Origin of the sequence: Polaribacter vadi, from assembly GCF_018861005.1 — a bacterium.
Classification (GTDB): Bacteria; Bacteroidota; Bacteroidia; order Flavobacteriales; family Flavobacteriaceae; genus Polaribacter; species Polaribacter vadi_A.
On record NZ_JAHKQL010000008.1, the window covers coordinates 76098 to 102175 of the forward strand.

Here is a 26078-nt window from a genome sequence, read left to right on the forward strand (position 1 = left end):
ACTTTTAGAACTATTTTTGGGTTAGATTAATAATCTCGATTCAACTCTGCAATTGCAACTTTAAATTCTTCAAAATTGATGGTTTCATCGCCAGATTTGTCGTAACCTTTAATCATTTCTCCAGCAACCAAACCTCTTAAAAAGCTATTTACGCCAGCTTCTTTTAATAAATCTTTAATTTCATCTTTGTTTAAAGATCCATCTTTGTCTTTATCGAACTTTTGGAATGCTTCTTCTGGATTTGAAAACTGACCTGAAATAAACGTATGAATGTCTTTTAATATATTTTCTTTTGCTCCCATTGTAATAATTTTTTAATTATATAATTTTTAATCCTTTAAACAAGATTAAAATCATATTGGAAATAAATTTTTAATCTTGCCACTCTGCAATAAACAAATTTGTATCACGTCCTCCTCCATTATTTCTATTGGAAGAAAAAGCAAGTTTTTTACCATCATTAGAAAATACAGGAAAAGCATCAAAAGTTTCTCCATGTGTTACTCTTTCTAGGTTTTTACCATCAATATCAATTAGATATAAATTGAAAGGAAAACCTCTTTCTGCTTCAAAATTTGATGAGAATAAAATCTTTTTTCCTGAAGGATGAAAAAACGGACTCCAATTGGCATTTCCTAAATCTGTTAATTGTTTTAAATTAGACCCATCAGCATCACAAATAAATAATTCCATATCAGTTGGTTCAACCAAACCTTGGGCTAATAAATCTTTGTATGCTTTTATTTCTTCTTTAGTTTTTGGTCTTGATGCTCTAAAGATTAATTTAGTTCCATCAGGAGAGAAAAATGCACCACCATCATAACCTAATTCGTCTGTAATTTGTTTAACATCAGAACCATCAATATTCATGGTATATAATTCTAAATCTCCACTTCTGGTAGATGTAAATACAATTTTATCTCCTTGAGGAGAAACTGTTGCTTCTGCATCATAACCAACTTCATTGGTTAATTGTTTAACTACATTCCCTTCTAAATCAGACACAAAAATATCGAACGAATCGTAAATAGGCCAAACGTATTTTCCGTTTTTACGCAAAGGAACATCTGGGCATTCTTTATCAACTAAATGTGTAGAACCATAAACAAAATGTTTGTTATCTGGTAAAAAATATGCACAAGTTGTACGACCTAATCCTGTAGAAATCATTGGTGGTTGAGTACCTTTAAATGTTTCATCAGCATTCATTAAAAACATTTGGTCGCAGTTTACTCCCCAATCTTTAAAGTTTGATTGAAACACTAATTGTTTGTCATCAAAACTCCAATAAGCCTCAGCATTATCGCCACCAAATGTAACTTGCCTTATACTTTTAAAATGTGTTTCTTCTGGATAAATTAAAGAGTCTTTTACAACTTCTTTTGTCGATTTTTCTACGGTTGGTTTTTTATCGTTTTTGCAAGAAAATAGCAAAGACGCTAATACAAGTAAAGAAAGAATTCTCATTTTCTTATTTATTAATTAACTTTGCTAAAATAATATTATCATTATGAAAAACCTTGTATTTTTTATCTTTTTGAGCATTTTAGTTTCTTGCAAACCAGAAATTAATCAAGAAAACAGAATTAAAGAAGATGTAACTTTTTTAGCTTCGGATGCTTTAGAAGGAAGACAAACAGGAACCGAAGGTGAAAAAAAAGCTGCAACATTTATTTCTAAACGTTTTTCTGAATTAGGCTTACAAGAAAAAGGAACACAAAAATACTTACAGCCTTTTACGTTTAAGCCAAAAACAAATCCGCATGATGAAGTAAAATTTAATGTAAATGGTGATGGAACTATTACAGGAAATAATGTACTTGGTTTTATTGATAATAAAGCAGAAAATACTGTTATTATTGGCGCACATTATGATCATTTAGGTTTTGGTGGCGAAGGCTCTCTGTACAGAGATTCTATAAAAGCAATACATAATGGCGCAGATGATAATGCTTCTGGAGTTTCAGTTTTATTAAATTTAGCAGCTAAATTAAAAGATAAAAATAAGAACAACAATTATCTTTTTATGGCTTTTTCTGGTGAAGAAATGGGGCTTTTAGGTTCTAATTATTTTGTAAAAAACCCAACGATTGACAACAAAAAAGTATCTTATATGATAAATATGGATATGGTTGGACGCATGAAAAAAGACTCATCTTTAGCAGTTTATGGTACAGGAACTTCGCCAATTTTTAAACAAATTTTAAAATCGCATAACGATAATTTTAAATTAATTCAGCAAGAATCTGGAGTTGGGCCAAGTGATCACACTAGTTTTTATTTGGCAGATATTCCTGTATTGCATTTTTTTACTGGGCAGCATGAAGATTATCATAAACCTGGAGATGATTCAGAAAAATTGAATTATGATGGAATGTATTTAATTTCTGATTATATTTTTAATATTATTTCTGATTTAGATGATAATGGAAAACTCGCTTTTAGAAAGACCAAAAATGAAAGTGAAAGTACGCCAAGGTTTAAAGTTGGTTTAGGTGTAATACCTGATTATTTGTTTGATGGAAAAGGAATGCGAATTGATGGTGTTTCTGAAGATAAACCTGCCCAAAAAGCCGGACTTAAAAAAGGCGATATTGTCATAAAACTAGGAGATAGTACAGTTACAAATATGATGAGTTATATGCGAGCTTTATCAGTATTTGAAAAGGGAAATTCTACAAAAGTTATAGTAAAAAGAGGTGAAAACGAAGTTGAGAAAATAATTCAATTTTAACCCAACTATACTGTATTTAGTACAATTTATACATAAAACTTATTTACTACTTTAGTTATTTTTTAAATTTGATTGCAACTAACAATATTGCTTTGAAATTTTTAAAAACTTTTCCTATAATTTTATTTTTCTTAACCTCTGCTTACTCACAAAATAAGCAAATAGATTCTATTGCAAAATCTATATCAAACAAAGCTTGGAACTCTTATGAAATACAGAGTGATAGTACTTTGTATTTTGCTAATAAAGGAATTGAATATTCTAAGAAAAATAATTCTACATTAGGCAGAGTCTTAAATCTTGAAATTAAAGGAATTTATTTTGAAGAGATAAAAAACGACTTTAAAACTGCTTCAGAACTTTATTTTAAAGCGATAGAAATTGCCGAGAAAAATCACCCTAAATTAGTTTCGTCATTATACAACAACCTTTGCATAATGTTTATGTCTACTGATTATGAAAAAGCAGTATTTTATGGTAAAAAAGCGGTTGCCAATAGTAAAATAATTAAAGGACAAAGAGATGAAGCTAAAGCTTATGTTAATCTTGGTATTGCACAAAGTTTATTAAAAAAATACGATGAGGCCTTTGAGACTTTAAACTACTTTTTAGGATTAAAAATCTTAAATCAATACGAAAAAAATCTTGCTAATTTAAGAATTGCAAAAAACTACGGAGAACAGGGTCTATTTGATAAAGCGCAACCTTTATTTTTAAAAATTGTTGAACTTGATTCTTTAAAAGGACAAAGAGAATATGTATTAGACTATGTACAATTAATTGAAAACTCTATAAAACTAAAAGATTTAGAAATTATAAAAAAATACACTCCTCTTTTAATTAAATGTAATGCTACAGAAAAGAATTTAGAAGTAAAAAAAGGCTTTTATGAAACCATGACTAATATTTCAATTTTTTTAAATCAACCTAAAAAAGCATTAGAACATCAAACTCAATTATTAAAAATAAAAGATTCTATAAATACTAATTTTTATAACAAAGGAGTTGTAGAATTAGAAACAAAATATCAAACCAAAAAAAAAGAAGAAAAAATAGCAGAAGAACAAAGCAAGAGAAAATTATGGAGTTATATTTCAATATTAGCATTTGTAATTTTATCAATTGTTGTAATTCTATTGTATAAAAACAGCCAAAAAAGAAAGCAATTAAATACAAACAAAATTGAGTTAGAAAAACTACTGAGCCAAAGAAATATGCTATTAAAAGAAACACATCATCGTGTTAAAAACAGTTTTCAGATGGTAAGTAGTTTATTGCAATTACAGGCTCAAGGTAGTAAAGCTGAAGCTGCTGTAACTGCTTTAGACAATGCAGTGCAAAGAGTAAACTCTATGATTGTTTTACATCAACAATTATATGCAAAAGATAAATTATTGGGTGTTGATCTAAAAGTATATATTACTGATTTAGTCAATGAAATTTTAGGTTCATATTCATCAGAAAATATTAAAATTAATAACAAGGTAGATTCTACAATTTTAGATATTGATACTGCTACTTCAATTGGTTTGTTAGTAAATGAATTAGCAACAAATTCCATTAAATATGCTTGGGATTCAGCATCAAAAGAGAAAAATATCACATTAAATATCTATCAAAAAAATGATACATTCCATTTTACAATGTTTGATAATGGAACATCAAAAAAGACAAATAACACCAAACAAAATTACGGCTCAGAATTGATAGAAATTCTTATAGAACGTTTGGAAGCAGAAAAACAAACTCAATCTGAAAATGATTTTGGTGTAAACATCACTTTTAAAAAACAAAATGGCTAAACATCGATTTTTAATAATTGAAGATGATCCTTTTATCTCTAGAACGATAAAAAATACATTAGAAAAAAATGATGTTTCTGTGGTTGGTATTGCCAAAAATTTAGAAATTGCTTTAGAATTACTCAACAGCAAAAAACCAGATTTATGTTTAGTAGATATTCAATTAAAAGGTGCTTTTGATGGAATCGTTTTTGCTAAAGAATTAGACAAAATTCAATTGCCATATTTTTATTTAACTGCTCAAACAGACCCTTTAACTTTAAGTGAAGTTAATAATACAAAACCACTTGGTTATTTAGTAAAACCCTTTACAACTGCTGGTTTATGGAGTAGTATTTCTGTAGTTTGGAATAAATATTTATCAGAAAAAGAAAGCATATTATCCGTAAAATCTGATGGTTATGTGTATAGAATTCCAGAAAAAGATATTTTATTTTTAGAAGCTTTTGACAACTATTGCTACATACACATAGAACCAAAAAAAATCTTAGTGCCTCATACCTTAAAAAAAGTAAGAGAACAATTAAAAGGAAATCACTTTTTTGTACCACACAGATCGTATTGTGTAAACACTAATAAAATAACTGATATTGGTAAAAAAACAATTCGCTTAAATAGTATTGAACTATCATTGAGTGAAGCCAGAAGGCCTGCTCTTTTAAAAGTGATAAAAAACATTAATTAGCTTTTAAAATTACAATTCATTTTACAAAACTTCTTAAACTTAAAACTTTAAGTTTTTTTTACTAAACAAAACACAAAACATTGATTTATAGTTTTTTAATAAAAACACTCACTTCATATTTCACTAAAAAAACACCCTGTTTCACTAAAGATTTACCTTTTTAAACAGCTTCCATTTCTAAATTTGATTATGAAAAAATTACTAATCAAAAACTTAGAAATCATGAAAAATAAAATTTACTCATTAATTTATTTTTTATTTGTGATAAATGGTGCTTTTGGGCAACAACTATCACTTATAAAAGATATTAACAAAGGAACAAACCATGGCTTACCAGAATATTTAACGCTCTTTAACAACAAAATTTATTTTGTTGCTAATGACGGAATGAATGGAACTGAACTTTGGGAAACAGACGGAACTGAAAAAAACACTAAATTAGTATTAGATATAAACCCTAATGGAGATGCAAATGTTCGAAGTTTAGTAGTTATGGATAATGAACTATATTTTGCAGCAGACAATGGAACTAATGGTTTAGAACTTTGGAAAAGTGATGGAACTGCTAATGGTACACAGCTAGTAAAAGATATTTACCCAGGAGTTGGAGGTAGTCTAATAAATCATTTATATGTTTATAATAATAAACTATACTTTCAGGCAGGAGATAATTCTACAGTTGGAATAGAACTTTGGGAAAGTGATGGTACTACAGCAGGTACAAAACTTTTTATGGACATTAATACAACAGGAGATTATCAATATTCTTCTGTTAAAAATTTTGCAACCTTTAATGGTAAAATGTATTTTTCAGCTTCTGATGGCGTAAATGGAGAAGAATTATGGGTAAGTGATGGTACTATAGCAAATACATTAATGCTTAAAGATATTAACACCAATGCAAACTTAGGTAGCTCTCCAAGTGGTTTAACCGTTTATAACAATAAGCTTTATTTTGCGGCTGATGAAGGGAGTAGCATAGGTTTAGTTGGAAGAGAGCTTTGGGAAACTGATGGCACAACTGCTGGTACAAAATTAACAAGTGATATTCAACCTGGAGTTGGTGACTCAGCTCCACAAAACTTCATCGTATTTAATAATAAGCTTTATTTTTCAGCAAGTTATAATCTTAGTGGGCAACCAAACAGTGAGTTATGGAAATATGATGACTCTACAAATACCTCGTCTTTAGTTGAAGAGATTAATGAGGTTGCTTTTATTGGCTCTGGTCCAAGCGATTTAACAGAGTATAATGGTAAAATATATTTTGAGGCATCTAAATCTAACGCTTTAGGTTCTGAACTATGGCAAACTGACGGAACTAATACTATATTGGCATTAGATATAAATACAAGAGATCAAAGCAGTGGCGTTACCAGTAGTTCTTTACCAGAAAATTTTATTGTTTATAAAAATATGCTATTTTTTTCAGCAACAACTGGCACATATGGTAGAGAATTATACGTTTTGAACCCAATTAGCTTAGCAACATTATCTCCAGATAATATTACTAAAACTACAGCCAATTTAGGAGGTAACATTGCTTTTCAAGGAGCTTCTGTAGTAACAGAAAGAGGTATTGTCTATGCTAGAGAAAATGTAGAATTAAAAATTGGAAGACAAGGAGTTATAAAGGAGTCTATTGGTAATGGTGATGGTCCATTTACTAAAACTATTACTTTAAATCAAGGAACAATATATTATTATAGAGCGTATGCTATAAATTCAGAAGGAACAGTCTATGGTAATACAGAAACTTTACATATCTTAGATGATGTTCCCACAATAAATACAATAGATGCTTCGAATATTACTGCTATATCTAGCACATTAAATGCAGAGATTATTGATAGTGGCAATTCAAGTATAATTCAAAAAGGTTTTGTTTATTCTACTTCTAATACAAGCCCTAAATTAGATGAAAATAACGTTTTCAATAGAACAAACTCCTCAAATGATGCTCTATTTAGTAGTTCAATATCTTCAACTAATCTAAAAACCTATTTCTATAGAGCTTACGCCAAAAATAATGAAGGCATTGGTTATGGAGATGTAAAAACTTTTAGACAAAATAATGCACTCCATTTTAATGGTGGAAATGAAAAAATTACCGTAAACGATAATTCAAATTTCGATTTTTCTAGTGGTATTACTTTAGAAGCTTGGATAAATATTGATCAACTAAATACAGATAGAAATATCATTAGAAAGTATGAAGACGCAGTAAATGGAAAAAGTTTTAACTTGTGGGTAGATGCTCTTGGTAGGTTTAGATTTACAATTTCAATTGATGGCAGTTCAGACGAATTTTTAATATCTAACAGTCCTGCAATTTTCACAAATAATTGGCATCATATTGCTGCAACTTTTAATGGTTCTACAATGAAAATGTATGTAGATGGATTAGGAGCAGGAAGCAAAAGTGTTACTGGAACTATTTATGATTCTTCTAGTGATATAGTAATTGGAGAAGGTACTACAACTTCCAACTTTTCAGGAGCATTAGACGAAATAAGGATATGGGATAAAGCCCTTAGCCAACAAGAGGTTAAAGATTTAAAAGATGTAATTATACCAGAACAATTTTCAAATATAATAGCGTATTATAATTTTAACCAAGGCATTGCTAATGGTTCTAATAACAGCATAACAGCTATTGTTGAAGAAATTCATAATCTTAATGGAGCATTATCTGGGTTTCAGTTAATAGGATCAGAATCTAATTTTGTGACTGGTGTTGCTAGTACATTTTCTAACCGAAACCCACTAAACACATTCAATATTTCAGGTAACTGGTCTAACCCAAACAACTGGAGTTCTGGTGTTGTACCAGATAATATTGATGATATTATTATCGAAAGTAATAAAACTGTAACCATAGATATTGATGATTTAGTTGTGGAAGACTTTACATTACAAAATGGAGCAACACTTTCTATACCATCTGATAAAGAAATAACTGTACAAAAAAGTTTTGTAACAGATGGCAATCTAGAAATTAGCTCAGACGAAAGTAATAGTGGTGTTTTATTTATTAAAGGAACCACAGAAGGAGAGATTACCTATAAAAGAGGAGGTCTTGAAGCGAATAAGTGGCATATTATTACCCCTCCTATTTCAGGACAAAAAATACACGATTTTGTAAATTTTATACCTAATAATATAAAAACTAATGAAAATTTTGAATATGCTGTTGGAACATATAATGATAATTTGGTTTTAGGTAACAAATGGCAATATTATGATGGCTTAAATCCTGATTTTACATTAGAATTTATTGCAGGGCAAAGCTACGCAATTTCTAAAGTTACAGATGGGTTTATTACATTTAAAGGAACTCTGAATACAAGTAATTTAAACAAAACAGTAACAGCTGGTAAATGGAATGCAGTAGGAAATCCATTTACTACATATTATCCTGCAAATAGAAATAATAGTAATAGCTTTTTAAATGAAAATTTAGATGCACTAGATGATGCTTATAAAAGTTTATATATATGGGACAATTCTCAAAATAAGTATGCAGCAGTTACAGAGTTAGATTTAGTAAATCAATCTCTACCTCCAGGACAAGGTTTTTTTGTGAAATTAAAAAATGGAGAATCTAATATTTTATTTAATGAAAATAAAAGAAGTATCAAGCCTGAAAGTGGAAATACGGAATTTGAAAAAAATAGAAATAAAGACTTTAGAATTGAATTGAAAATATCTAATGAAAATAATACCGTAAAAACTACATTAATATATTCAGATACAGCTACAAATGAGTTCGATATTGGATATGATATTGCTAATTTTAACAGTGCTAATCTAGACATATACAGTATTTTAGCAAATTACAATGATGATATAAACTATACTATTCAATCTCTTGATAGGAATAGTGCATTAGAAACAATAATACCTCTTGGTGTTATAGCGAATTCAGGTCAAAAAATCCATTTTTCTGCATCAGCACTTAATCTACCAGAAAACACTTTCACCTATTTAGAAGATAAAGAATTAAATAATTTTTATAAAATTGATAAAGATAATAAATACTCTATTGATGTATCACCATCTATAAATGGTAGTGGTCGATTTTATTTACACTTGTCTAATAAAACACTTAACTCAAATTTAGAAAGTTTATCTGCTAATTTCAGTATTTATCAGAAAAACAAATATTTATATATAAATGGTATAACAGAAAACAATATAGAACTGAAAATATACTCTATTATTGGCAAAAAAGTGTTTGGAAGTATTTTAAATAATAGCAAAACAAAAAAAGTAAGTTTGGTAGATTTAAAAAGTGGAGTTTATATAGTAGATATAACAACAAACTCAGGAAAATATAATAAAAAAATAATCCTAAAATAAAACATATACTAATGAATTCAGAAGAAATAACTAGAAAAAAAGCTTTGAAAAAAATAGGTAATTATGGAAAGTATGCAGCATTGACTGCATTAGGTACTTACTTAATTTTAAATCCTAAAAAAGCACAAGCCACAAGTTTAGAAAATCCTGGTACAGGGTTTTAAAAACTAAAAAAAGTACTAAAAACCATTTAATATTTTTTTTCGAAGCCTCTTACTTTGTAAGAGGTTTTTTTATGCTCAAAATATTAAAGTATCTTTGCAGTATGGTTAAAATAGACAACATAGAATTACCCGATTTTCCATTATTATTAGCACCAATGGAAGATGTTTCAGATCCACCTTTTAGAGCTTTATGCAAAGAAAATGGTGCAGATGTTGTGTACACAGAATTTATTTCTTCTGAAGGATTAATTAGAGATGCAGCAAAAAGTGTTATCAAACTAGATATTTACGAAAAAGAAAGACCTGTAGGTATTCAGATTTTTGGTGCCAATTTAGATTCGATGTTAAAAACCATTGAAATCGTTGAAAAATCAAATCCTGATATAATTGATATAAACTTTGGTTGTCCTGTTAAAAAAGTAGTTTCTAAAGGTGCAGGTGCAGGTATTTTAAAAGATATAGACTTAATGGTTTCTTTAACAGAAGCGATGGTTAAACACACCAATTTACCAATTACAGTTAAAACACGTTTGGGTTGGGATCATGATTCTATACGAATTGTAGAGGTTGCAGAACGTTTGCAAGATGTAGGTTGTAAAGCAATTGCGATTCACGGAAGAACAAGAGCACAAATGTATAAAGGTGATGCAGATTGGAAACCAATTGCACAAGTAAAAAACAACCCTAGAATGCATATTCCTGTTTTTGGAAATGGTGATGTTACATCACCAGAAAGAGCTATGGAAATGCGCGATAAATATGGTTTAGATGGTTGTATGATTGGTAGAGCTTCTATTGGTTATCCTTGGTTTTTTAACGAAATAAAACACTTCTTTAAAACTGGCGAATATTTACCTAAACCCACAATTGGTGAGCGTACTGAAATGGCAAGAAGACATTTACAAATGGCTATTGATTGGAAAGGTGAACGTTTAGGAGTTGTAGAAACCAGAAGACATTACACTAACTATTTTAAAGGTATTCCGCATTTTAAAGAATATAGAACTAAAATGGTGACTTCTGATGATCCTAAAGATGTTTTTAATGCTTTTAATGAAGTAGAAGAAAAATTTGGAAATACTATTATTCCAGAAATTAGATAATTTACTTTTCTACAAATTCTTTAGATATTCTGCTACTTGCAATTTTAGCGGCTATAAACCCAAGTGTAGTAATTGTAAATATTACTATGAAAAGGTTAGATAATCTAAATTCTACAGGGTAAGGCAAGTTTTCTGTTATCATAAAAAAGCCAAACTTTATCTGTATAAAAACAGCTATTACACCTATTAATAAACCAATTACCATACCTGTAATAGTTAGTAAAAAACCTTGTAAAATAAATATTCGTTTTATCTCCTTTATGGTAGTTCCTAAATTAAATAACGTTTTTAAGTTCTGTTTTTTATCAATAATCATCATAATTATTGCGCCAATTACATTAAATAAGGCAATTATTACAATCAATGTAAAAATTAAATAAGAAACAAAATTTTCTGTATTTATCACTTTATAAAACACTTCATTTAACTGTTCTTTGGTTTGTACTTTAAAAGTATCTCCTAATTTTTGTTGAAGTTCTTCTGCAAATTCATCTGCCAATAAATCATCAGTTAGTTTTAACTCAATTGCAGTAACTTGGTTTTCTTTAAACCTTAATAATCGTTTAGCTTCTTCTAAATTTACAAACACATATTTACCTTCAAAATCTTCTGTACCTGTGTATAAACCCACAATCTGAACATTGGTTTTATAAAATGCATTAGTAGGATTTATAAAGCCTGTACCTGGTTTTGGTATCATAATAGATAATGGTTCACCAAAACTTCTAACGCCCAAAGATAATTTTGCAGCTATAGTTCTACCAACAACTGCAGTTTTTAAGTATTCTTTTTCTAACCAATTCCCTACGCTTAAAGTAGAATCTATATTTGTAATTTGTGCATAATTTTCTTCAACTCCTTTTATATAAGCAATCTCATTCTTGCTTTTGTACTCTAAAAAAACACGTTCTTCAATTATTTTAGAACTTACTTTTATAGATGAATTATTTTCTAAAATATTCTGAATATCATCATCTATAAAAAAAGATTTGCCCTTAACCACTGAAATTTTTATATCAGGGTCTGAAGCATCTAACAAACTATAACTAAAAGTTCGCAAACCAGAAAAACCAGAGAGTATAATAAATAAGGCTAAAGAACCAACAATAACACCAAAAGATGCGATTATGGTAATAATATTTATAGCATTATTACTGGTTCTTGTAAATAAATATCTTTTGGCTATGTATAGAGAAAAATTCAATGAAGTATATTGAATTTATATTTTTTTACGTCTTGGTAAAACATCAGGGTTTTTAATAGGATTTTCATCTTCACCCTTTAAAGATTTATCAATTTCTTCTAAATAATCTAAAGTATCATCACCAAAAAACAATAATTCTGGCATTCTTCTTAATTGATTTCTAGTTCTTTTTGCCATTTCATGACGAATAAAAAAAGTATTTGATTGTATTCCTTTTACAATTTCATCTCTTTTTTCTGATGGAAAAATACTTAAATAAACCTTAGCTACACCTAAATCTGAAGTTACATGAACCTTAGAAACAGATATAATAACACCTTTCATTCCATCTTGTGCAGCTTTCTGCAACACATCTACCAAATCTTTTTGCAGAACTCCTGCAATTTTTCTTTGTCTGTTTGTTTCTTCCATACCGCAAATTTACGATATTTTTATGGAGTGTATATCTTATTTTTAATAGCATACATCACCAAACCCACTCTATTTTTTACGTTTAATTTTATAAACAAGTTATTTCTGTAACCATCTATTGTTTTCGGGCTTAAACACATTCTATCTGCAATTTCTTTATAAGTTAATTCAGTACACGCCAATTTTAAAAATATAATTTCTTTTTCTTTTAAAACTATTTCTTCATCTCCATTACCAGAAATAGATTTCATTAATAAATTGGTTACATTTTTAGAATGATAAAACCCGTTTTCTGCAATTTCTATCAAGGCTTTTTCTAACACAGATTTTTCAGTGTCTTTTAATAGATAACCTATTGCACCAGCTTTTAGCATTTTTAAAACGGTTTTATCATCATCTTCTACAGACAAAGCCATTACATTTACTATTGGATGATTTTTTTGAATCCACTCTGTGGTTTCAATACCATTTAAAATGGGCATATTAATATCCATCAAAACAATATCAGGAATATTTTCGGGTGAACCAGAAAATTGATTGACTAATTCTTGACCGTTTTTACAAGTATACAACACTTCAAATTTTTCAAAAGTATTAACCATTGTTTGTATAGCTTGCGATAATAACGTGTGATCATCTACAACAACTACTGAGTAATTCGTCATAATTTATAATTAATTTCTAAGGATGTACCTTTATTTTTTTCTGATTTAAACAAGGCTTCTGCACCAATTAAATTAGCTCTATTTTTAATATTTATCAACCCAATACCATCTTTTTTTACTTCCGATGAAAAACCAACTCCATTATCTTTAGCTGTAATCAACAAATTAGTTTGTGAATAATTTAAAATTACTTTTAATTCTGAAGCTCTTGAATGTTTTATAGTGTTTGAAAAAAATTCTTGTAAAATTCTAAAAATAATAATGGTAGATTTTTTATCAATCTCTTGTTCTTCTCCATTAACCTCTAAACTAGATGCTATGAAATTTAAACGATTAAAGCGATCTATTTCTAATTGAATAGCCTCTTTTAAATCTATATTCTTTATCGCTTCTGGATTAATTAATTTTGATAAAGATCGTACTTCTGTTAATCCTTGAGAAATGGTTTTTGTTACTTCTGCTATATTCTCTTTAGTTGCATTTTGCAACTGGATTTTTGCTAAGGTTAATAATTGCCCAATATTATCATGCAATTCCCAACTAATATTTCTTAATGTTTCCTCTCTAATTTCTATTTGTGTTTCAGCTATTTCTCTTTCAAAACGTTTTTTATCTTCTTCTTGTTTTTCTAATAAAAATGTTTTCTTTTTCTGAAAAACTGTAAATAATATTATTAAAGCTACTACTATAAAAAGTATTAGTAATGATGATATTATAAGTACTATATTTCCTTGGTCTTGCATCTAATTAATCCATATATAAAACACAAATTAAGCAAAATAATAATAGAATAGAGTAGTTCACTACCAAAATCAGCTTTAAAAAAGTTAAAATAAACTATTGTAAAAAATGGAATTGTAGTTAAATAAAAAATTAAATAACCTACAGAAATCCAAAAAGGTAATAATTTTTTGTAATTTAAAACTTTATCAGACATTAATAATTCTTTAAAATATATAATTATAAACACACTATTAATTAACGCCTCAAAAGGTACTGAATAAGCTTGTAACTCTTTTAAAAGGAAACTTAAAAAATAAAAACAATTAAATACAATAGCCAATAATTTAACAATCTTTAAATTACTTCTATAGGAAATAAGATGATAATATAATAAGGTAAAAATATTAAACTCAAAAAAAGTATAAATATTGAATAACCATAAATTTTTTGTACTAAAAATATAAGTACCAATTAAATTGAATATTACACCCGTAAACAAAAAAATTACAAAAAATTTATAAAACCTATAGTTCTTGTATTTATTATAAAAAAATAAAGATAAAATTAAAGATAAGTATTCAAAATATTTATAAATTTCTGCCAACTCAAAAGACATAACTAATCAGTTTTAGGATCTATAGAACCTCTATTAAGTGCAGAACTATCATCATCCTCTTGCATAAATCTAAAAGATAATATTGAGGCTCTATTTACTTTTTTTGTAGATTCACCTGCATAGTTATTTAAAACACTCTGCATAGATACTGGCTTACCTTTGGTTGATTTTAATGGCTCGTAAGCAACGTTTTTATCATCACCAATATTTGTTGTTGGCATTAAAATAAAAGAAACTCTATTTCTATAGGCTTCAATATTATAATCTGAAGGATAGGCTGCAGTAAAAATTTTGATTCCTGTTAGCTCAATATCTTTTTCTTTAGAAGTTTTTTCTATATAAGCAATGTATTGTTTCAATTCATCAATACTAAAAAATTCAGAAAGTGTAGCGACTTTTTCTTTACCTCCAGATTTCTTAGTTATATACTCATCTAACACTTTTTTTTGCCCATTATCGTACTCATGGAACATACTAGCCATTTCCTTATAAGTAATAGCTTGACTTGGTCTTTTACTATTTGGATAACATGATAAATCTACAGCACCAGTGTCATTTATAGGCTTGGTGTTGACTTGTTTACAAGAAATAATTGAAAATATAAAAACAAACAATATGCATACTTTAGTACTTAAAGATTTCATTTTAAATAAATTAAAAGTTATTAATGTGAAAATATACTATAAATTTTAAACGTAAACATCATAAGAAAATAAAAAAGGGGTTTTTCCTATATAAATATCAATGTTTTCACTCTTACATATAATGTAATAATCTTTGATATTTGTGGTGTTATATTTACTAAGGTAAATGCGTCTCGAAAAGGGAAAATTGCTAAAAAAAACATCTTTATTTATAAAGATGTTTTTTTTGTGATAAACTATAATCTGAATAACAAAAAAAGCCTCACAACATATAAATATTGTGAGGCTTTTAATATTATTAAAAATGATTAATCTGCTAAAATAATAGCTTTATTATCATTTAGTTCTAAAGTACCAGAGTTAATTGCCAATGTTAAAATTTTATCATCAGCTTCATCTGCTATTAGTTTACCATGTAAATCATCAAATTCTATATTTACTTGAGAGTGAATATGAATTTTAATAGTACCTTCTTTTAAAACAGAGACTATTGGTGCGTGATTATTTAACATTTGAAACTCGCCTTCAATACCAGGAACTGATAAAGAATCAACTTCTGATGAAAATAAAATAGCTTCTGGTGTTACAATTTCTAAAAACATATTTCTTTAGTTATTAGTTAAAAATTAGAAGTAATTAGTATTAAACTAACAACTTCTAACTGCCAACTGTTTAAGCTTCTGCTAACATTTTTTCTCCTGCATCAATTGCATCTTGAATTGATCCTCTTAAGTTAAATGCTGCTTCAGGATATTTATCTAACTCACCATCCATAATCATATTAAATCCTTTAATTGTGTCTTTAATATCAACTAAAACACCTGGTATACCAGTAAATTGTTCAGCTACATGGAAAGGTTGCGATAAGAAACGTTGTACACGTCTTGCTCTGTGAACTACTAATTTATCTTCTTCAGATAATTCTTCCATACCTAAAATTGCGATAATATCTTGTAATTCTTTATAACGTTGTAAAATTTCTTTTACTTTTTGTGCACAATCATAGTGCTCATCTCCTAAAATATCAGCAGTTAAAATTCTTGAAGTAGAATCTAAAGGATCTACTGCAGGGTAAATACCTAACTCAGCAATTTTACGAGACAATACTGTAGTTGCATCTAAGTGCGCAAAAGTTGTTGCTGGTGCTGGATCTGTTAAATCATCTGCAGGTACATAAACTGCTTGTACAGATGTAATAGAACCTTTTTTAGTAGAAGTAATACGCTCTTGCATAGCACCCATTTCAGTTGCTAATGTTGGTTGATAACCTACTGCTGATGGCATACGACCTAAAAGTGCTGACACCTCAGAACCTGCTTGTGTAAATCTAAATATATTATCTACAAAGAAAAGTACATCTTTACCTTGAGCTTCTCCTGCACCATCTCTAAAATATTCTGCAATTGTTAAACCAGATAAAGCAACTCTTGCACGAGCTCCTGGTGGTTCATTCATTTGTCCAAATACAAAAGTAGCTTTAGAGTCTTTCATTCCAGGTTTATCAACTTTAGATAAATCCCATCCTCCTTCTTCCATAGAGTGCATAAAATCATCACCATACTTGATAATTCCTGACTCTAACATCTCTCTAAGTAAATCGTTTCCTTCACGAGTTCTTTCTCCAACACCTGCAAACACAGATAAACCACCATGACCTTTTGCAATATTATTAATCAACTCTTGAATTAATACAGTTTTACCTACTCCAGCTCCACCAAATAAACCAATTTTACCACCTTTTGCATAAGGTTCAATTAAATCGATTACTTTGATACCTGTAAACAAAACTTCTGTAGACACAGATAAGTCTTCAAATTTAGGAGCAGATCTATGTATTGGTAAACCATTATTACCATCTTTACTTAAGTTACCTAAACCATCAATAGCATCTCCAGTAACATTAAATAAACGACCATAAATATCATTTCCTATAGGCATTTGAATTGGACTACCAGTAGCTATAACCTCAGCTCCTCTTTGTAATCCATCAGTTGCATCCATAGAAATAGTTCTCACAGTATCTTCACCAATGTGTTGTTGAACTTCTAATACTAAAATAGAACCATCAGCTTTTTTAATTTCTAATGAGTCATAAATTTTTGGAAGTTCATTACTTTCAGTATTGAATTCAACATCAATAACTGGCCCAATAATTTGAGAAACTTTACCTGTTGTTGTAGACATTTTTGTATCTAATTAAATTATTATTATTTATATTAGGATTTCCCCTCTATTTTCAAGGCGCAAAGTTACTTTTTTGATTGCAATTAAAAAAGTTTTTTTAACTAAAAAAGCCTCATCAAAATGATGAGGCTTTAATACTATATTTTTTAAAGAGATTTAGTTCTTAACTTTAACTTCTACTCTTCTATTTTTTGCTCTACCAGCTCTTGTACTGTTAGTGTCTACTGGATTATCTTCACCAAATCCTTTAGCAGTTAATCTAGATTCGTTAATTCCTTTTTTCACTAAGTAATTCTTAACAGCATTTGCTCTTTTATCAGATAACATTAAGTTATAAGCTGCAGTACCTGTACTATCAGCATAACCATTAATATCAAATTCTGCTTTTTCAAATTCATTCATAACACCAATCATACCATCTAATTGTTTTGTTACTCCTGATTTAAAACTAGCTCTATTAGTATTAAATAAAATAGCTTTGAAAGTATTTTCTCCAATTAATTCTTTATAAGATTTAGGTGGAGCAGGACAACCTGAGTTAGAAGCAACACCAGCTTCATTAACACATTTATCATCTTTATCTAAAACACCATCTCCATCTGTATCTGGCCAAGGACATCCATTATTAGCAGCAGGACCTGCAACTGTAGGACATTTATCATCTTTACCTACTACACCATCACCATCTGCATCAGGACAACCTTTATTTGCTTTTGTTCCTTTTTCATTTGGACACATATCGTCTTTATCAGCAACTCCATCTCCATCTGCATCAGGACAACCATTCATTGCTGCTAAACCTGCTGTATTTGGACAAGCATCATCAGAATCTTTTACTCCATCTCCATCTGCATCAGGACAACCATTGAATTCTTCTAAACCAGCAACTTCTGGACAAGCATCATTTTTATCATAAACACCATCTCCATCTGTATCTGTACCACCAAATTGAATAGTTAAACCTAAAGAAGTTTGATAATGAGTTTTTACTTTATCAGCAAAACCAGCTATAGTAGCATGTTGAAAAGTTAACCCTAAATTATCATTCATCCAAGTATTAAAACCAAAACCTATGTTAGCCATAGCTTCACCTTGAGAATCAGCTGAAACATAAGAACCTCCTAAATATACAAAAGGATCGAACCAACCAGTTTCACCAAATAAATTATTTAAATCATATTTTACATTAGCTCCTAAAGAGTAATATAAAAAATCTGAATCATCTTCAGCTTCAAAATATGTAATTTTATTAATCGATCCAGCTAGCTGTAACGAAAACCCCTTATTTAAGTATCTATCTGCAGTAATTCTAGAAATTGAAGGTAAAATATTCCAATCCCCATTACCTACAACATCTTTTAATTGACCGCTAATATCGCTACCATCATAAAAGTCTACTAAATTAACACCAAAGCCAACAGCCCATGGGTTATTTTCATCTTGAGCATTAACGTTGCTAACCATTATCAACGCAAACAAAGCTATCACAGCTATTCTTAATCGTTTCATTATCAAATTTTTAAATTAAAAGTTCTTTATTATTACATGCAAAAGTAAGTTGTTAAAACTTATTTACAAAGACAAATCTACAAAATATTACTAAAACCACAAGTTTTATGAACCTTAAATAAGCAATAGCCTATAGCTAATTTTAAAGAAACACACTACTTTCTAGCAACACATATTCATCATAATTTAGTTATTATTGGACTATTAATACTATTTATTTTAGTATCACACATTTGAAAAAAATTATACTTTTATTATTTCAATTTCATCATTTATATATACCAGTAGTTTTTTATCAACCTTAAAACTCATGGATTTTAAAACTTGTTCATATTTTAATAGTTGTTGCTTATGCTTTGATGATTTAAATCCAGTTTTATAGTCTATAATAACAATTGAATCATTAACAAAAACTAATCGATCTGGAATTACAATTTGATTATCAACATCAACAATTTCCCTTTCATTATACACAAGTACATCTTCAGAAAAATATTTATTGATTTTTGGATGATTTACAACATCATTAATTTTAGTAACTAACGATTTTGATTCAAGATCATTAATAACACCTTGTTGAACATATTGTTTTAGCACTTTTTCTACTTCATTTTTTGTAAAAATTTTCGATAATATCTCGTGAAATAAATTCCCAAAATCAATTGCTTCTCCTTGATTTGTATCCCATAATTTAGATGAATTCGCCAATAAAACAACATTGTGTTCTTGCCAAGGAGTAGAAATAAATTTTTCGTGAATTTGAGAAATAGTATTTTCGTTTTGAATACCACTAATTCTAATAACTTTCCCAAAAGAGTATTCTAAATTATCATTACTCCAAAGGTTCTGTTCTTTTAAATAATTAATTAAAACACCTGAATAAAAATTTGTATTTACTTCTCCTTTTGTTGATATTTTTCGCTCAGTAATTATATGTAATTGCTCTACAGCTCTTGTTAAACCAACATACAATAAATTGAAATTATCTAGTTCCAACTCTTGTCTTTGATAATGATAAATATGTTCTCCCTTTGTACTTACTGAAACCAAACTTTTATTAAAATCAACTAACAACTCTTTGAAACCTTCATAATTTTCAGGCAACTCATCTAACCAAACTTTAGGGTTTATTTGTCTATAGACATCTACATCACAAGGAAAAATTACTACAGGAAACTCTAAACCTTTTGATTTGTGAATCGTCATAATTTGAACTGCATTTGCACTTTCTGCAGCAACAATACTTAACCTTTCTTTTTTTAGTTCCCAAAGTTCTAAAAATGAATTAATATCTATAGATTTTCTTTGTTGTTCTAAGACAACATCTAAGAAAAACTGCACATAAGCATCAGAAGATTTTACTAGTTTGAAACTTCTAATAATTTCTTCTATTTTTTCATAAAAAGGCAATTGATTAAAAATGAGTATTTCAAAAGAAATTCCGTATTTTTTTAAAGCTTTAAACAACTCTATATTTTCTACTTTGGCAAATTCTTTTAAGAAAACATGTTTAGTACTTTCGATTTGTAAATGTTGATATAAAAAGTACAATATTTCGAAACGTGTTTCTTCGTCATTTGGATTTTGTAAAAGTTTTAAAACATCAACAATAAAAGTAACTTTATTACTATTTTGCAAAAGCAAAGTTTCTGACGAAACAATATTAACTCCGTTTTCTGAAAGATAATTCGCAACAGCAATACCATCTTTTTTTGTTCGTGTTAACACACAAATTTCACCAAGAGAAAAGCTATCTTTTAATTGATTTATTTTCTCTAAAACTTTCTTCGGATATTTTATTTTCTCATCATCTTTATCCTCCTCTTTATCAAGAAAATTAAGCGAAACAAATCCACCTTTTTTAGTATTTTCTAATTGCTTATTACCATCAACAAATAAATTTTTATAAGATTCATTATTTAAAAAATTAGATGTGAATTGAAAAAAAGAATTATTAAAATTGACAACCTCAGAATAACTCCTAAAATTAGTTTCTAAACTTTTTATTTCTTTCTTAATATGAAAAGGATTTTTTGCATCAGAACCCAATTCAATGAATTGCTCTGCTTTTCCTCCTCTCCATCTGTAAATAGCCTGTTTTCCATCACCTACCAACAGCAAATTACTTTTTTCTTGTGCTAAAGCGTTGTCTATTAACGGGATTAAATTACTCCATTGTAAAACAGAAGTATCTTGCATTTCATCAATAAAAAAATGCTGAAAACGCTGCCCAATTCTTTCGTAAATAAAAGGTGCAGGTTGTTCTTTAATATTATCAGAAATCAGCTGATTAAACTCTGCATTTAACCTAATATTACTCTCTTCTTTTATGCTGTCTAATTCTTGATTTATATTATTTAAAACTGCTAAAGGAATTATATTTTTTAAAGCCAATTTATTCATTAAAAACTGACTGTATATTTCTTTTGCTTGATTGTAAAAACCAATAATTTCTGGAACAATATTTTCTATAGTTGATGCAACAGCATCCGAAGTTGATTTCGAATAATATTGATGATTTTCGATCGCTTTTTCAATCGTTTCTCCTCTTGATAAAAAATTAAAATCAACCGATTTTAAACTTACATCTGTAAAAAATTTAGGAATTGATCCTCGTAAAAAATCTTTTTGACCTAAATCATTCTCATCTAGTAAAGCCAAACAATCTTGCCCAACTTTAGATAAAGTTACTTTCACTTCTTTTTGATGTGAAAATAATTTTGTTTTTAAGTTTTTAAAATCTTCTAGTTTTTTATCAGCAAGACCTCTAAAATGTTTAATATCATCTTCATTAAGTAATACTTTTGCAAACTCATTTAAATCTCTAGAAATATCCCAAGATTTATCATCATCAGTTTTATCTAAAGAATAATCTATTAAAAGTTTGGTCAATTTTTTATCTGTACCAATTTTAGAAATTAAAACATCTACAGCTTCATTTAATAAAGAAACTGCATCCATTTCTACTTCAAAATTTAGAGACAGCCCTAAATCATAAGCAAAACTTTTAATTATTTTATGTGTAAAACTATCAATCGTAGTTATAGAAAATGCAGAATAATTTTGAAGAATTACATCTAAAATCTTTTTACTTCTAGTTTGAACTGTAGCTTTATCAACAGCAATTTCATCAATAATAATTTTAAAAAGATCATTTTCTACGCCTTCAGAAAAATCTTCTAAATTAGCCAAAACACGCTCTTTCATTTCACCAGCTGCTTTATTGGTAAAAGTAATTGCTAATACTTTTTGAAAAGTGAAAATATCTTCAGAGCTTAATAAAACTTTAAGATATTCTTTTACTAAAGTAAAGGTTTTTCCACTTCCTGCAGAAGCATTATAAACTTGAAAAGTTGCTATTTGTTGCACAGAATAATTTTATTGCAAAATACAAAATGCCAAACAGAATCTGTTTGGCTTTTGTAATATTTTGTTTCTTTTAAATTTTATCCTAAACCAACATCTAAAGACATCATTACAATAAAACCACCAATAAAACCTAGTGTAGCAATATCTGTATATTTATCTCTTTGTGTTTCTGGAATTACTTCTTCTACAACCACAAAAATCATTGCTCCTGCAGCAAAAGCTAAAGCATAAGGTAAAATTGGTGTAAAAAATGATACTGCCAAAGCTCCTAAAACTGCTGCCATTGGTTCTACAACTGCAGATAATTGCCCATACCAAAAACTTTTAAGTCGACTAACTCCCTGCCTTCTTAAAGGCATTGCAACTGCAAAACCTTCTGGGAAATTCTGGATTCCAATTCCGATTGCTAAAGAAATTGCAGCAATAATCATTTCTGTTTGCTCTACACCAACTAAAGTTGATGCTGCACCAAATAAAACACCAACAGCCAAACCTTCTGGAATATTATGCAATGTAATTGCCAAAACCAACAATGTAGATCTATGTAATTCTGTTTTAACTCCTTCTGCTTCATTTTCTTTAAAATTGATGTGTAAATGAGGTAAAATTTTATCCATACCAAAAAGAGATAAAGCACCCAATGCAAAACCAATTGCTGCTGGTATAACTTTTACAAAACCTTCTCCAGGACTATTTTCTATAGCTGGCGAGAGTAAACTCCAAAAACTGGCTGCAACCATTACACCTCCTGTAAAACCAAGCATTCCATCTAAAACAGCTCTGTTTAATTTTTTAAAAAAGAACACTAAAGCTGCTCCTAAAGCTGTTAAACCCCAAGTAAAAAGTGAGGCATAAAATGCTGCTTGAATTGGATGTTCTTTACCAAAATCAACTAATTGATCGAATGTATTCATAACTTTTTAATGTATATATTATTGGCTATTTTATTAGAAATAGATAGTTTTTGATTTTCTATTGTTATAGTTAAAGAATCGTCGTAATCTTCTTTTTCTAAAACTTTTATTTTTTTACCTAAGGTAATGCCTTTTTTATCTAAAAATTGTAAAAATTCTGATGAAGAATCATCTACACCAACACAAACTCCAGTTTCAGTTTTTAATAATGATGATAATAAAATTTTATCGATAACATTTAAATTTCCATCCTTATCTGGTATTGGATCTCCATGAGGATCATGTGTAGGAAAACCCAACAAAGCATCTAACTGATTTATTAATTTAGGAGATTTTATATGTTCTAGCTGTTCTGCAACCTCATGTACCTCATCCCAAGAAAAATTAAGTTTATCTACTAAAAAAACTTCCCAAAGTCTATGTTTACGAACTATATTGGCTGCATTTTTTTTACCAAAAGGAGTTAATTTAACTCCTTGATATTTTTTATAAACAACCAATTCTTTTTCTGATAATTTTTTAATCATATCAGAAACAGAAGAAGCTTTTGTTTCTAACTTTTTAGCAATAGCATTTGTACTAATTCCTTTATTAGAAATCGTTTCTAAATGATAAATGGTTTTTATGTAATTTTCTTCAGACTGACTAAACATCAATTTAATTTAGATTACAAATATAGTAAATTTTGATTTATTTAAAATAATTTTTAGACAAGTCTAAAAATTATTTTATATTTGCTTAAAATTCAAAAATGAAGAACTTAATAATCGTACTTATTTTTCTCGCAACAAATAACATATTTAGCCAAACTATAACTGGGAAAATAACAACAAAAAATGGTGATGATATTCCGTTTGCAAACATCTATTTAAAGAAAACTAAATTCGGAACTTCATCCAACGAAAAAGGGTTTTACGAGTTAAAAAACATAGAAAAAGGAATTTACACATTAATTGTTAGTAGCATTGGTTATCAAACAAAATCACTAAAAATTACACTTAAAAACAATCAGAAATTAATTAAAAACATCACTTTGTCTGATGATAATTCTTTAGATGAGATTGTAGTTTCTGGTACTTTAAGGCCTGTTTCTAAAACAGCAAGCCCTGTACCTGTAGAAGTGTATAGTGAGGCTTTTTTTAAGAAAAACCCTACTCCTTCTGTTTTTGAATCGTTACAAAATGTAAATGGAGTAAGACCACAATTAAATTGTAATGTTTGTAATACTGGAGATATTCACATCAATGGTTTAGAAGGCCCTTATACTTTTGTTTTAATTGATGGAATGCCTATTGTAAGTGGTTTATCAACAGTTTATGGTTTAACAGGAATTCCGCAAGCTTTAATAGAAAGAGTAGAAGTTGTTAAAGGACCTGCATCTACTTTATATGGCTCTGAAGCTGTTGGTGGAATTATAAATATAATCACAAAAAAACCATCAAATTCACCAAAACTAACAACAAATACTTTTGTAAGTTCTTGGGGAGAAGTAAATACAGACTTGGGTTTACGTTATCAATTATCAGAAAAAACTCAAGGATTATTAGGTCTTAATTATTTTAATTTTCAAAATAGAATTGATAATAACAACGATAATTTTACAGATTTAACACTTCAAAATAGAATATCACTATTCAATAAAATTAATATTGAGCGAAAAAGTAATAAGGTTTTTACAATTGCTGGGAGATATGTTTATGAAGACAGATGGGGAGGAGAATTAGATTGGGAACATGAATTTAGAGGAACAGACATAAAATACGGAGAAAGTATTTACACAAACAGATGGGAGCTTTTTGGTACATATCAACTACCAACTGTAAAAAATATTAATTTTCAATTTAGTGCAAATGGGCATTATCAAGATTCTTTTTACGGAACTGATGCTTATGATGCTGAACAATTCATTGCATTTGGTCAATTGGTCTACAATAAACAGATTAAAGAAACTCACGATATTTTATTAGGTTTAGCTTATAGATACACTTCTTATGATGACAATACTTTTGCAACTTATGAAGATGATGGAATTACAAATAAACCCTCTATAATTCATTTACCTGGTATTTTTTTACAAGATGAAATTAGTTTAAGCAAACGTAAAAAATTACTATTAGGTGCAAGATGGGATCATAATAGTTTACATGGAAATATCTTTTCGCCAAGAATTAATTATAAATGGAATTCTAGAAACAATTCGAACATTTTTAGAGCAAGTATTGGTAATGGTTTTAGAGTTGCCAACGTTTTTACAGAAGATCATGCAGCGTTAACTGGTGCTAGAGAAGTTGAGTTTGATGGCGATTTAGACCCTGAAACTTCGTGGAATGTAAATCTTAATTTTGTAAAGAAAATAAATACTGAAAACTCATTTATCACTTTAGATGCAAGCGCTTTTTACACATACTTTAACAACAGAATACTACCTGATTACGAAACAGATGTAAACAAAATTATTTATGCTAATTTAGATGGATATTCAGTTTCTAAAGGAATTTCTTTAAATTCAGATATACTTTTTACAAATGGTTTATCAATTAATTTAGGTGCTACTTTAATGGATGTTTCTATAACTGAAAATGATATTAAAACGAGACAATTATTAACTGAAAGTTTTAGCGGAGTTTGGTCTATTTCTTATCGTTTTAATAATGATTTTAAACTAGATTATACAGGGAATTTATATGGTTCAATGCGACTGCCATTATTAGGGCCTAATGATTTAAGAGACGAATATTCACCTTGGTATAGCATACAAAACATTCAATTATCTAAAAAGTTTACTAATAGTTTTGAGGTTTATGGTGGAGTGAAAAATTTATTAAATTTTACACCAGCAGCAAATAGTATTTCAAGAGCTTTTGATCCTTTTGACAAGCAAGTAGACCCAAATGATCCAGATGCTTTAACTTTTGACCCAAGTTATGTTTATGCATCAAACCAAGGAATTAGAGCATTTATAGGTTTACGTTACACAATCTTTTAATTA

At 28.6% G+C, this 26078-nt stretch carries 20 protein-coding genes; 7 read left to right on the forward strand and 13 right to left on the reverse strand.

Going from position 1 to position 26078, the window contains the following annotated elements; genetic code table 11:
• Positions 1–26 precede the first annotated feature (26 nt).
• The gene (locus KO506_RS05505; protein WP_215993895.1) at positions 27–302 is read right to left on the reverse strand and encodes an EF-hand domain-containing protein; all 276 of its coding nucleotides are present in this window, start codon (positions 300–302) and stop codon (positions 27–29) included.
• A 70-nt stretch (positions 303–372) separates the two neighbouring features.
• The gene (locus tag KO506_RS05510; protein ID WP_215993896.1) at positions 373–1467 is read right to left on the reverse strand and encodes a TolB family protein; all 1095 of its coding nucleotides are present in this window, start codon (positions 1465–1467) and stop codon (positions 373–375) included.
• A 43-nt stretch (positions 1468–1510) separates the two neighbouring features.
• Here KO506_RS05510 and KO506_RS05515 point away from each other — a divergent pair, with 43 nt between their 5' ends.
• The 6 genes from KO506_RS05515 (at position 1511) to dusB (ending at position 10850) form a co-directional block, all read left to right on the forward strand.
• Positions 1511–2734 carry a M28 family peptidase gene (locus tag KO506_RS05515; RefSeq protein WP_215993897.1) on the forward strand — a complete coding sequence of 408 codons (1224 nt, stop codon included), beginning with the start codon at positions 1511–1513 and terminating at the stop codon, positions 2732–2734.
• A gap of 92 nt (positions 2735–2826) precedes the next feature.
• Entirely contained in the window at positions 2827–4536 is a 1710-nt protein-coding gene (locus KO506_RS05520; RefSeq protein ID WP_215993898.1) for a sensor histidine kinase, read from the forward strand.
• Positions 4529–5221 carry a LytR/AlgR family response regulator transcription factor gene (locus tag KO506_RS05525; protein ID WP_215993899.1) on the forward strand — a complete coding sequence of 231 codons (693 nt, stop codon included), beginning with the start codon at positions 4529–4531 and terminating at the stop codon, positions 5219–5221. The genes KO506_RS05520 and KO506_RS05525 overlap by 8 nt, the downstream gene beginning before the upstream one ends.
• 222 nt (positions 5222–5443) lie before the next feature.
• Positions 5444–9583: an ELWxxDGT repeat protein gene (locus tag KO506_RS05530; RefSeq protein WP_215993900.1), complete on the forward strand. Its 4140-nt coding sequence runs from the start codon at positions 5444–5446 to the stop codon at positions 9581–9583.
• Positions 9584–9594: 11 nt separating this feature from the next.
• The gene (locus KO506_RS05535) at positions 9595–9747 is read left to right on the forward strand and encodes a hypothetical protein (RefSeq protein WP_215993901.1); all 153 of its coding nucleotides are present in this window, start codon (positions 9595–9597) and stop codon (positions 9745–9747) included.
• Positions 9748–9848: 101 nt separating this feature from the next.
• The gene (gene dusB / locus KO506_RS05540) at positions 9849–10850 is read left to right on the forward strand and encodes a tRNA dihydrouridine synthase DusB (protein ID WP_215994040.1); all 1002 of its coding nucleotides are present in this window, start codon (positions 9849–9851) and stop codon (positions 10848–10850) included.
• A 1-nt stretch (position 10851) separates the two neighbouring features.
• Here dusB and KO506_RS05545 read toward each other — a convergent pair whose 3' ends face one another.
• The 11 genes from KO506_RS05545 to KO506_RS05595 form a co-directional block, all read right to left on the reverse strand.
• Positions 10852–12054 (reverse strand): ABC transporter permease, encoded by a 1203-nt coding sequence (locus tag KO506_RS05545; RefSeq protein ID WP_215993902.1) that lies wholly within the window; start codon positions 12052–12054, stop codon positions 10852–10854.
• 15 nt (positions 12055–12069) lie between these two features.
• Positions 12070–12465 (reverse strand): 30S ribosome-binding factor RbfA, encoded by a 396-nt coding sequence (gene rbfA, locus KO506_RS05550; RefSeq protein ID WP_215993903.1) that lies wholly within the window; start codon positions 12463–12465, stop codon positions 12070–12072.
• A 20-nt stretch (positions 12466–12485) separates the two neighbouring features.
• The gene (locus KO506_RS05555) at positions 12486–13130 is read right to left on the reverse strand and encodes a response regulator transcription factor (protein ID WP_215993904.1); all 645 of its coding nucleotides are present in this window, start codon (positions 13128–13130) and stop codon (positions 12486–12488) included.
• The gene (locus tag KO506_RS05560; RefSeq protein WP_215993905.1) at positions 13127–13873 is read right to left on the reverse strand and encodes a sensor histidine kinase; all 747 of its coding nucleotides are present in this window, start codon (positions 13871–13873) and stop codon (positions 13127–13129) included. The genes KO506_RS05555 and KO506_RS05560 overlap by 4 nt, the downstream gene beginning before the upstream one ends.
• Before the next feature lie 598 nt (positions 13874–14471).
• Positions 14472–15113, reverse strand: coding sequence for a hypothetical protein (locus KO506_RS05565; protein ID WP_215993906.1), 642 nt, complete (start codon positions 15111–15113; stop codon positions 14472–14474).
• Positions 15114–15421: 308 nt separating this feature from the next.
• Complete coding sequence (locus KO506_RS05570; protein WP_215993907.1) at positions 15422–15715, reverse strand: FoF1 ATP synthase subunit delta/epsilon; 294 nt, start codon at positions 15713–15715, stop codon at positions 15422–15424.
• Positions 15716–15785: 70 nt separating this feature from the next.
• Positions 15786–17297, reverse strand: coding sequence for a F0F1 ATP synthase subunit beta (gene atpD, locus KO506_RS05575; RefSeq protein ID WP_215993908.1), 1512 nt, complete (start codon positions 17295–17297; stop codon positions 15786–15788).
• A gap of 156 nt (positions 17298–17453) precedes the next feature.
• Entirely contained in the window at positions 17454–18806 is a 1353-nt protein-coding gene (locus KO506_RS05580) for an OmpA family protein (protein WP_215993909.1), read from the reverse strand.
• A 243-nt stretch (positions 18807–19049) separates the two neighbouring features.
• Positions 19050–22175 carry a UvrD-helicase domain-containing protein gene (locus KO506_RS17185; RefSeq protein WP_215993910.1) on the reverse strand — a complete coding sequence of 1042 codons (3126 nt, stop codon included), beginning with the start codon at positions 22173–22175 and terminating at the stop codon, positions 19050–19052.
• Between the two features lie 77 nt (positions 22176–22252).
• Positions 22253–23089, reverse strand: a complete 837-nt coding sequence (locus tag KO506_RS05590) for a ZIP family metal transporter (RefSeq protein WP_215993911.1) — start codon at positions 23087–23089, stop codon at positions 22253–22255.
• The gene (locus KO506_RS05595; protein ID WP_215993912.1) at positions 23086–23742 is read right to left on the reverse strand and encodes a metal-dependent transcriptional regulator; all 657 of its coding nucleotides are present in this window, start codon (positions 23740–23742) and stop codon (positions 23086–23088) included. The genes KO506_RS05590 and KO506_RS05595 overlap by 4 nt, the downstream gene beginning before the upstream one ends.
• A 98-nt stretch (positions 23743–23840) precedes the next feature.
• On the opposite strand from KO506_RS05595, the gene KO506_RS05600 reads away from it, so the two are divergent.
• Complete coding sequence (locus KO506_RS05600; RefSeq protein ID WP_215993913.1) at positions 23841–26075, forward strand: TonB-dependent receptor; 2235 nt, start codon at positions 23841–23843, stop codon at positions 26073–26075.
• Positions 26076–26078: the final 3 nt, after the last annotated feature.

Bases quoted from the DNA above. Each gene is read 5' to 3' on its own strand.
- KO506_RS05580 (WP_215993909.1), bottom strand. From the start codon at position 18,806: ATGAAACGATTAAGAATAGCTGTGATAGCTTTGTTTGCGTTGATAATG.
- KO506_RS05510 (WP_215993896.1), bottom strand. From the start codon at position 1,467: ATGAGAATTCTTTCTTTACTTGTATTAGCGTCTTTGCTATTTTCTTGC.
- KO506_RS05590 (WP_215993911.1), bottom strand. From the start codon at position 23,089: ATGAATACATTCGATCAATTAGTTGATTTTGGTAAAGAACATCCAATT.
- KO506_RS05555 (WP_215993904.1), bottom strand. From the start codon at position 13,130: ATGACGAATTACTCAGTAGTTGTTGTAGATGATCACACGTTATTATCG.
- KO506_RS05515 (WP_215993897.1), top strand. From the start codon at position 1,511: ATGAAAAACCTTGTATTTTTTATCTTTTTGAGCATTTTAGTTTCTTGC.
- KO506_RS05505 (WP_215993895.1), bottom strand. From the start codon at position 302: ATGGGAGCAAAAGAAAATATATTAAAAGACATTCATACGTTTATTTCA.
- KO506_RS05535 (WP_215993901.1), top strand. From the start codon at position 9,595: ATGAATTCAGAAGAAATAACTAGAAAAAAAGCTTTGAAAAAAATAGGT.
- KO506_RS05560 (WP_215993905.1), bottom strand. From the start codon at position 13,873: ATGCAAGACCAAGGAAATATAGTACTTATAATATCATCATTACTAATA.
- rbfA (WP_215993903.1), bottom strand. From the start codon at position 12,465: ATGGAAGAAACAAACAGACAAAGAAAAATTGCAGGAGTTCTGCAAAAA.
- KO506_RS05600 (WP_215993913.1), top strand. From the start codon at position 23,841: ATGAAGAACTTAATAATCGTACTTATTTTTCTCGCAACAAATAACATA.
- KO506_RS05565 (WP_215993906.1), bottom strand. From the start codon at position 15,113: ATGAAATCTTTAAGTACTAAAGTATGCATATTGTTTGTTTTTATATTT.
- dusB (WP_215994040.1), top strand. From the start codon at position 9,849: ATGGTTAAAATAGACAACATAGAATTACCCGATTTTCCATTATTATTA.
- KO506_RS05595 (WP_215993912.1), bottom strand. From the start codon at position 23,742: ATGTTTAGTCAGTCTGAAGAAAATTACATAAAAACCATTTATCATTTA.
- KO506_RS05570 (WP_215993907.1), bottom strand. From the start codon at position 15,715: ATGTTTTTAGAAATTGTAACACCAGAAGCTATTTTATTTTCATCAGAA.
- KO506_RS05525 (WP_215993899.1), top strand. From the start codon at position 4,529: ATGGCTAAACATCGATTTTTAATAATTGAAGATGATCCTTTTATCTCT.
- KO506_RS05530 (WP_215993900.1), top strand. From the start codon at position 5,444: ATGAAAAATAAAATTTACTCATTAATTTATTTTTTATTTGTGATAAAT.
- atpD (WP_215993908.1), bottom strand. From the start codon at position 17,297: ATGTCTACAACAACAGGTAAAGTTTCTCAAATTATTGGGCCAGTTATT.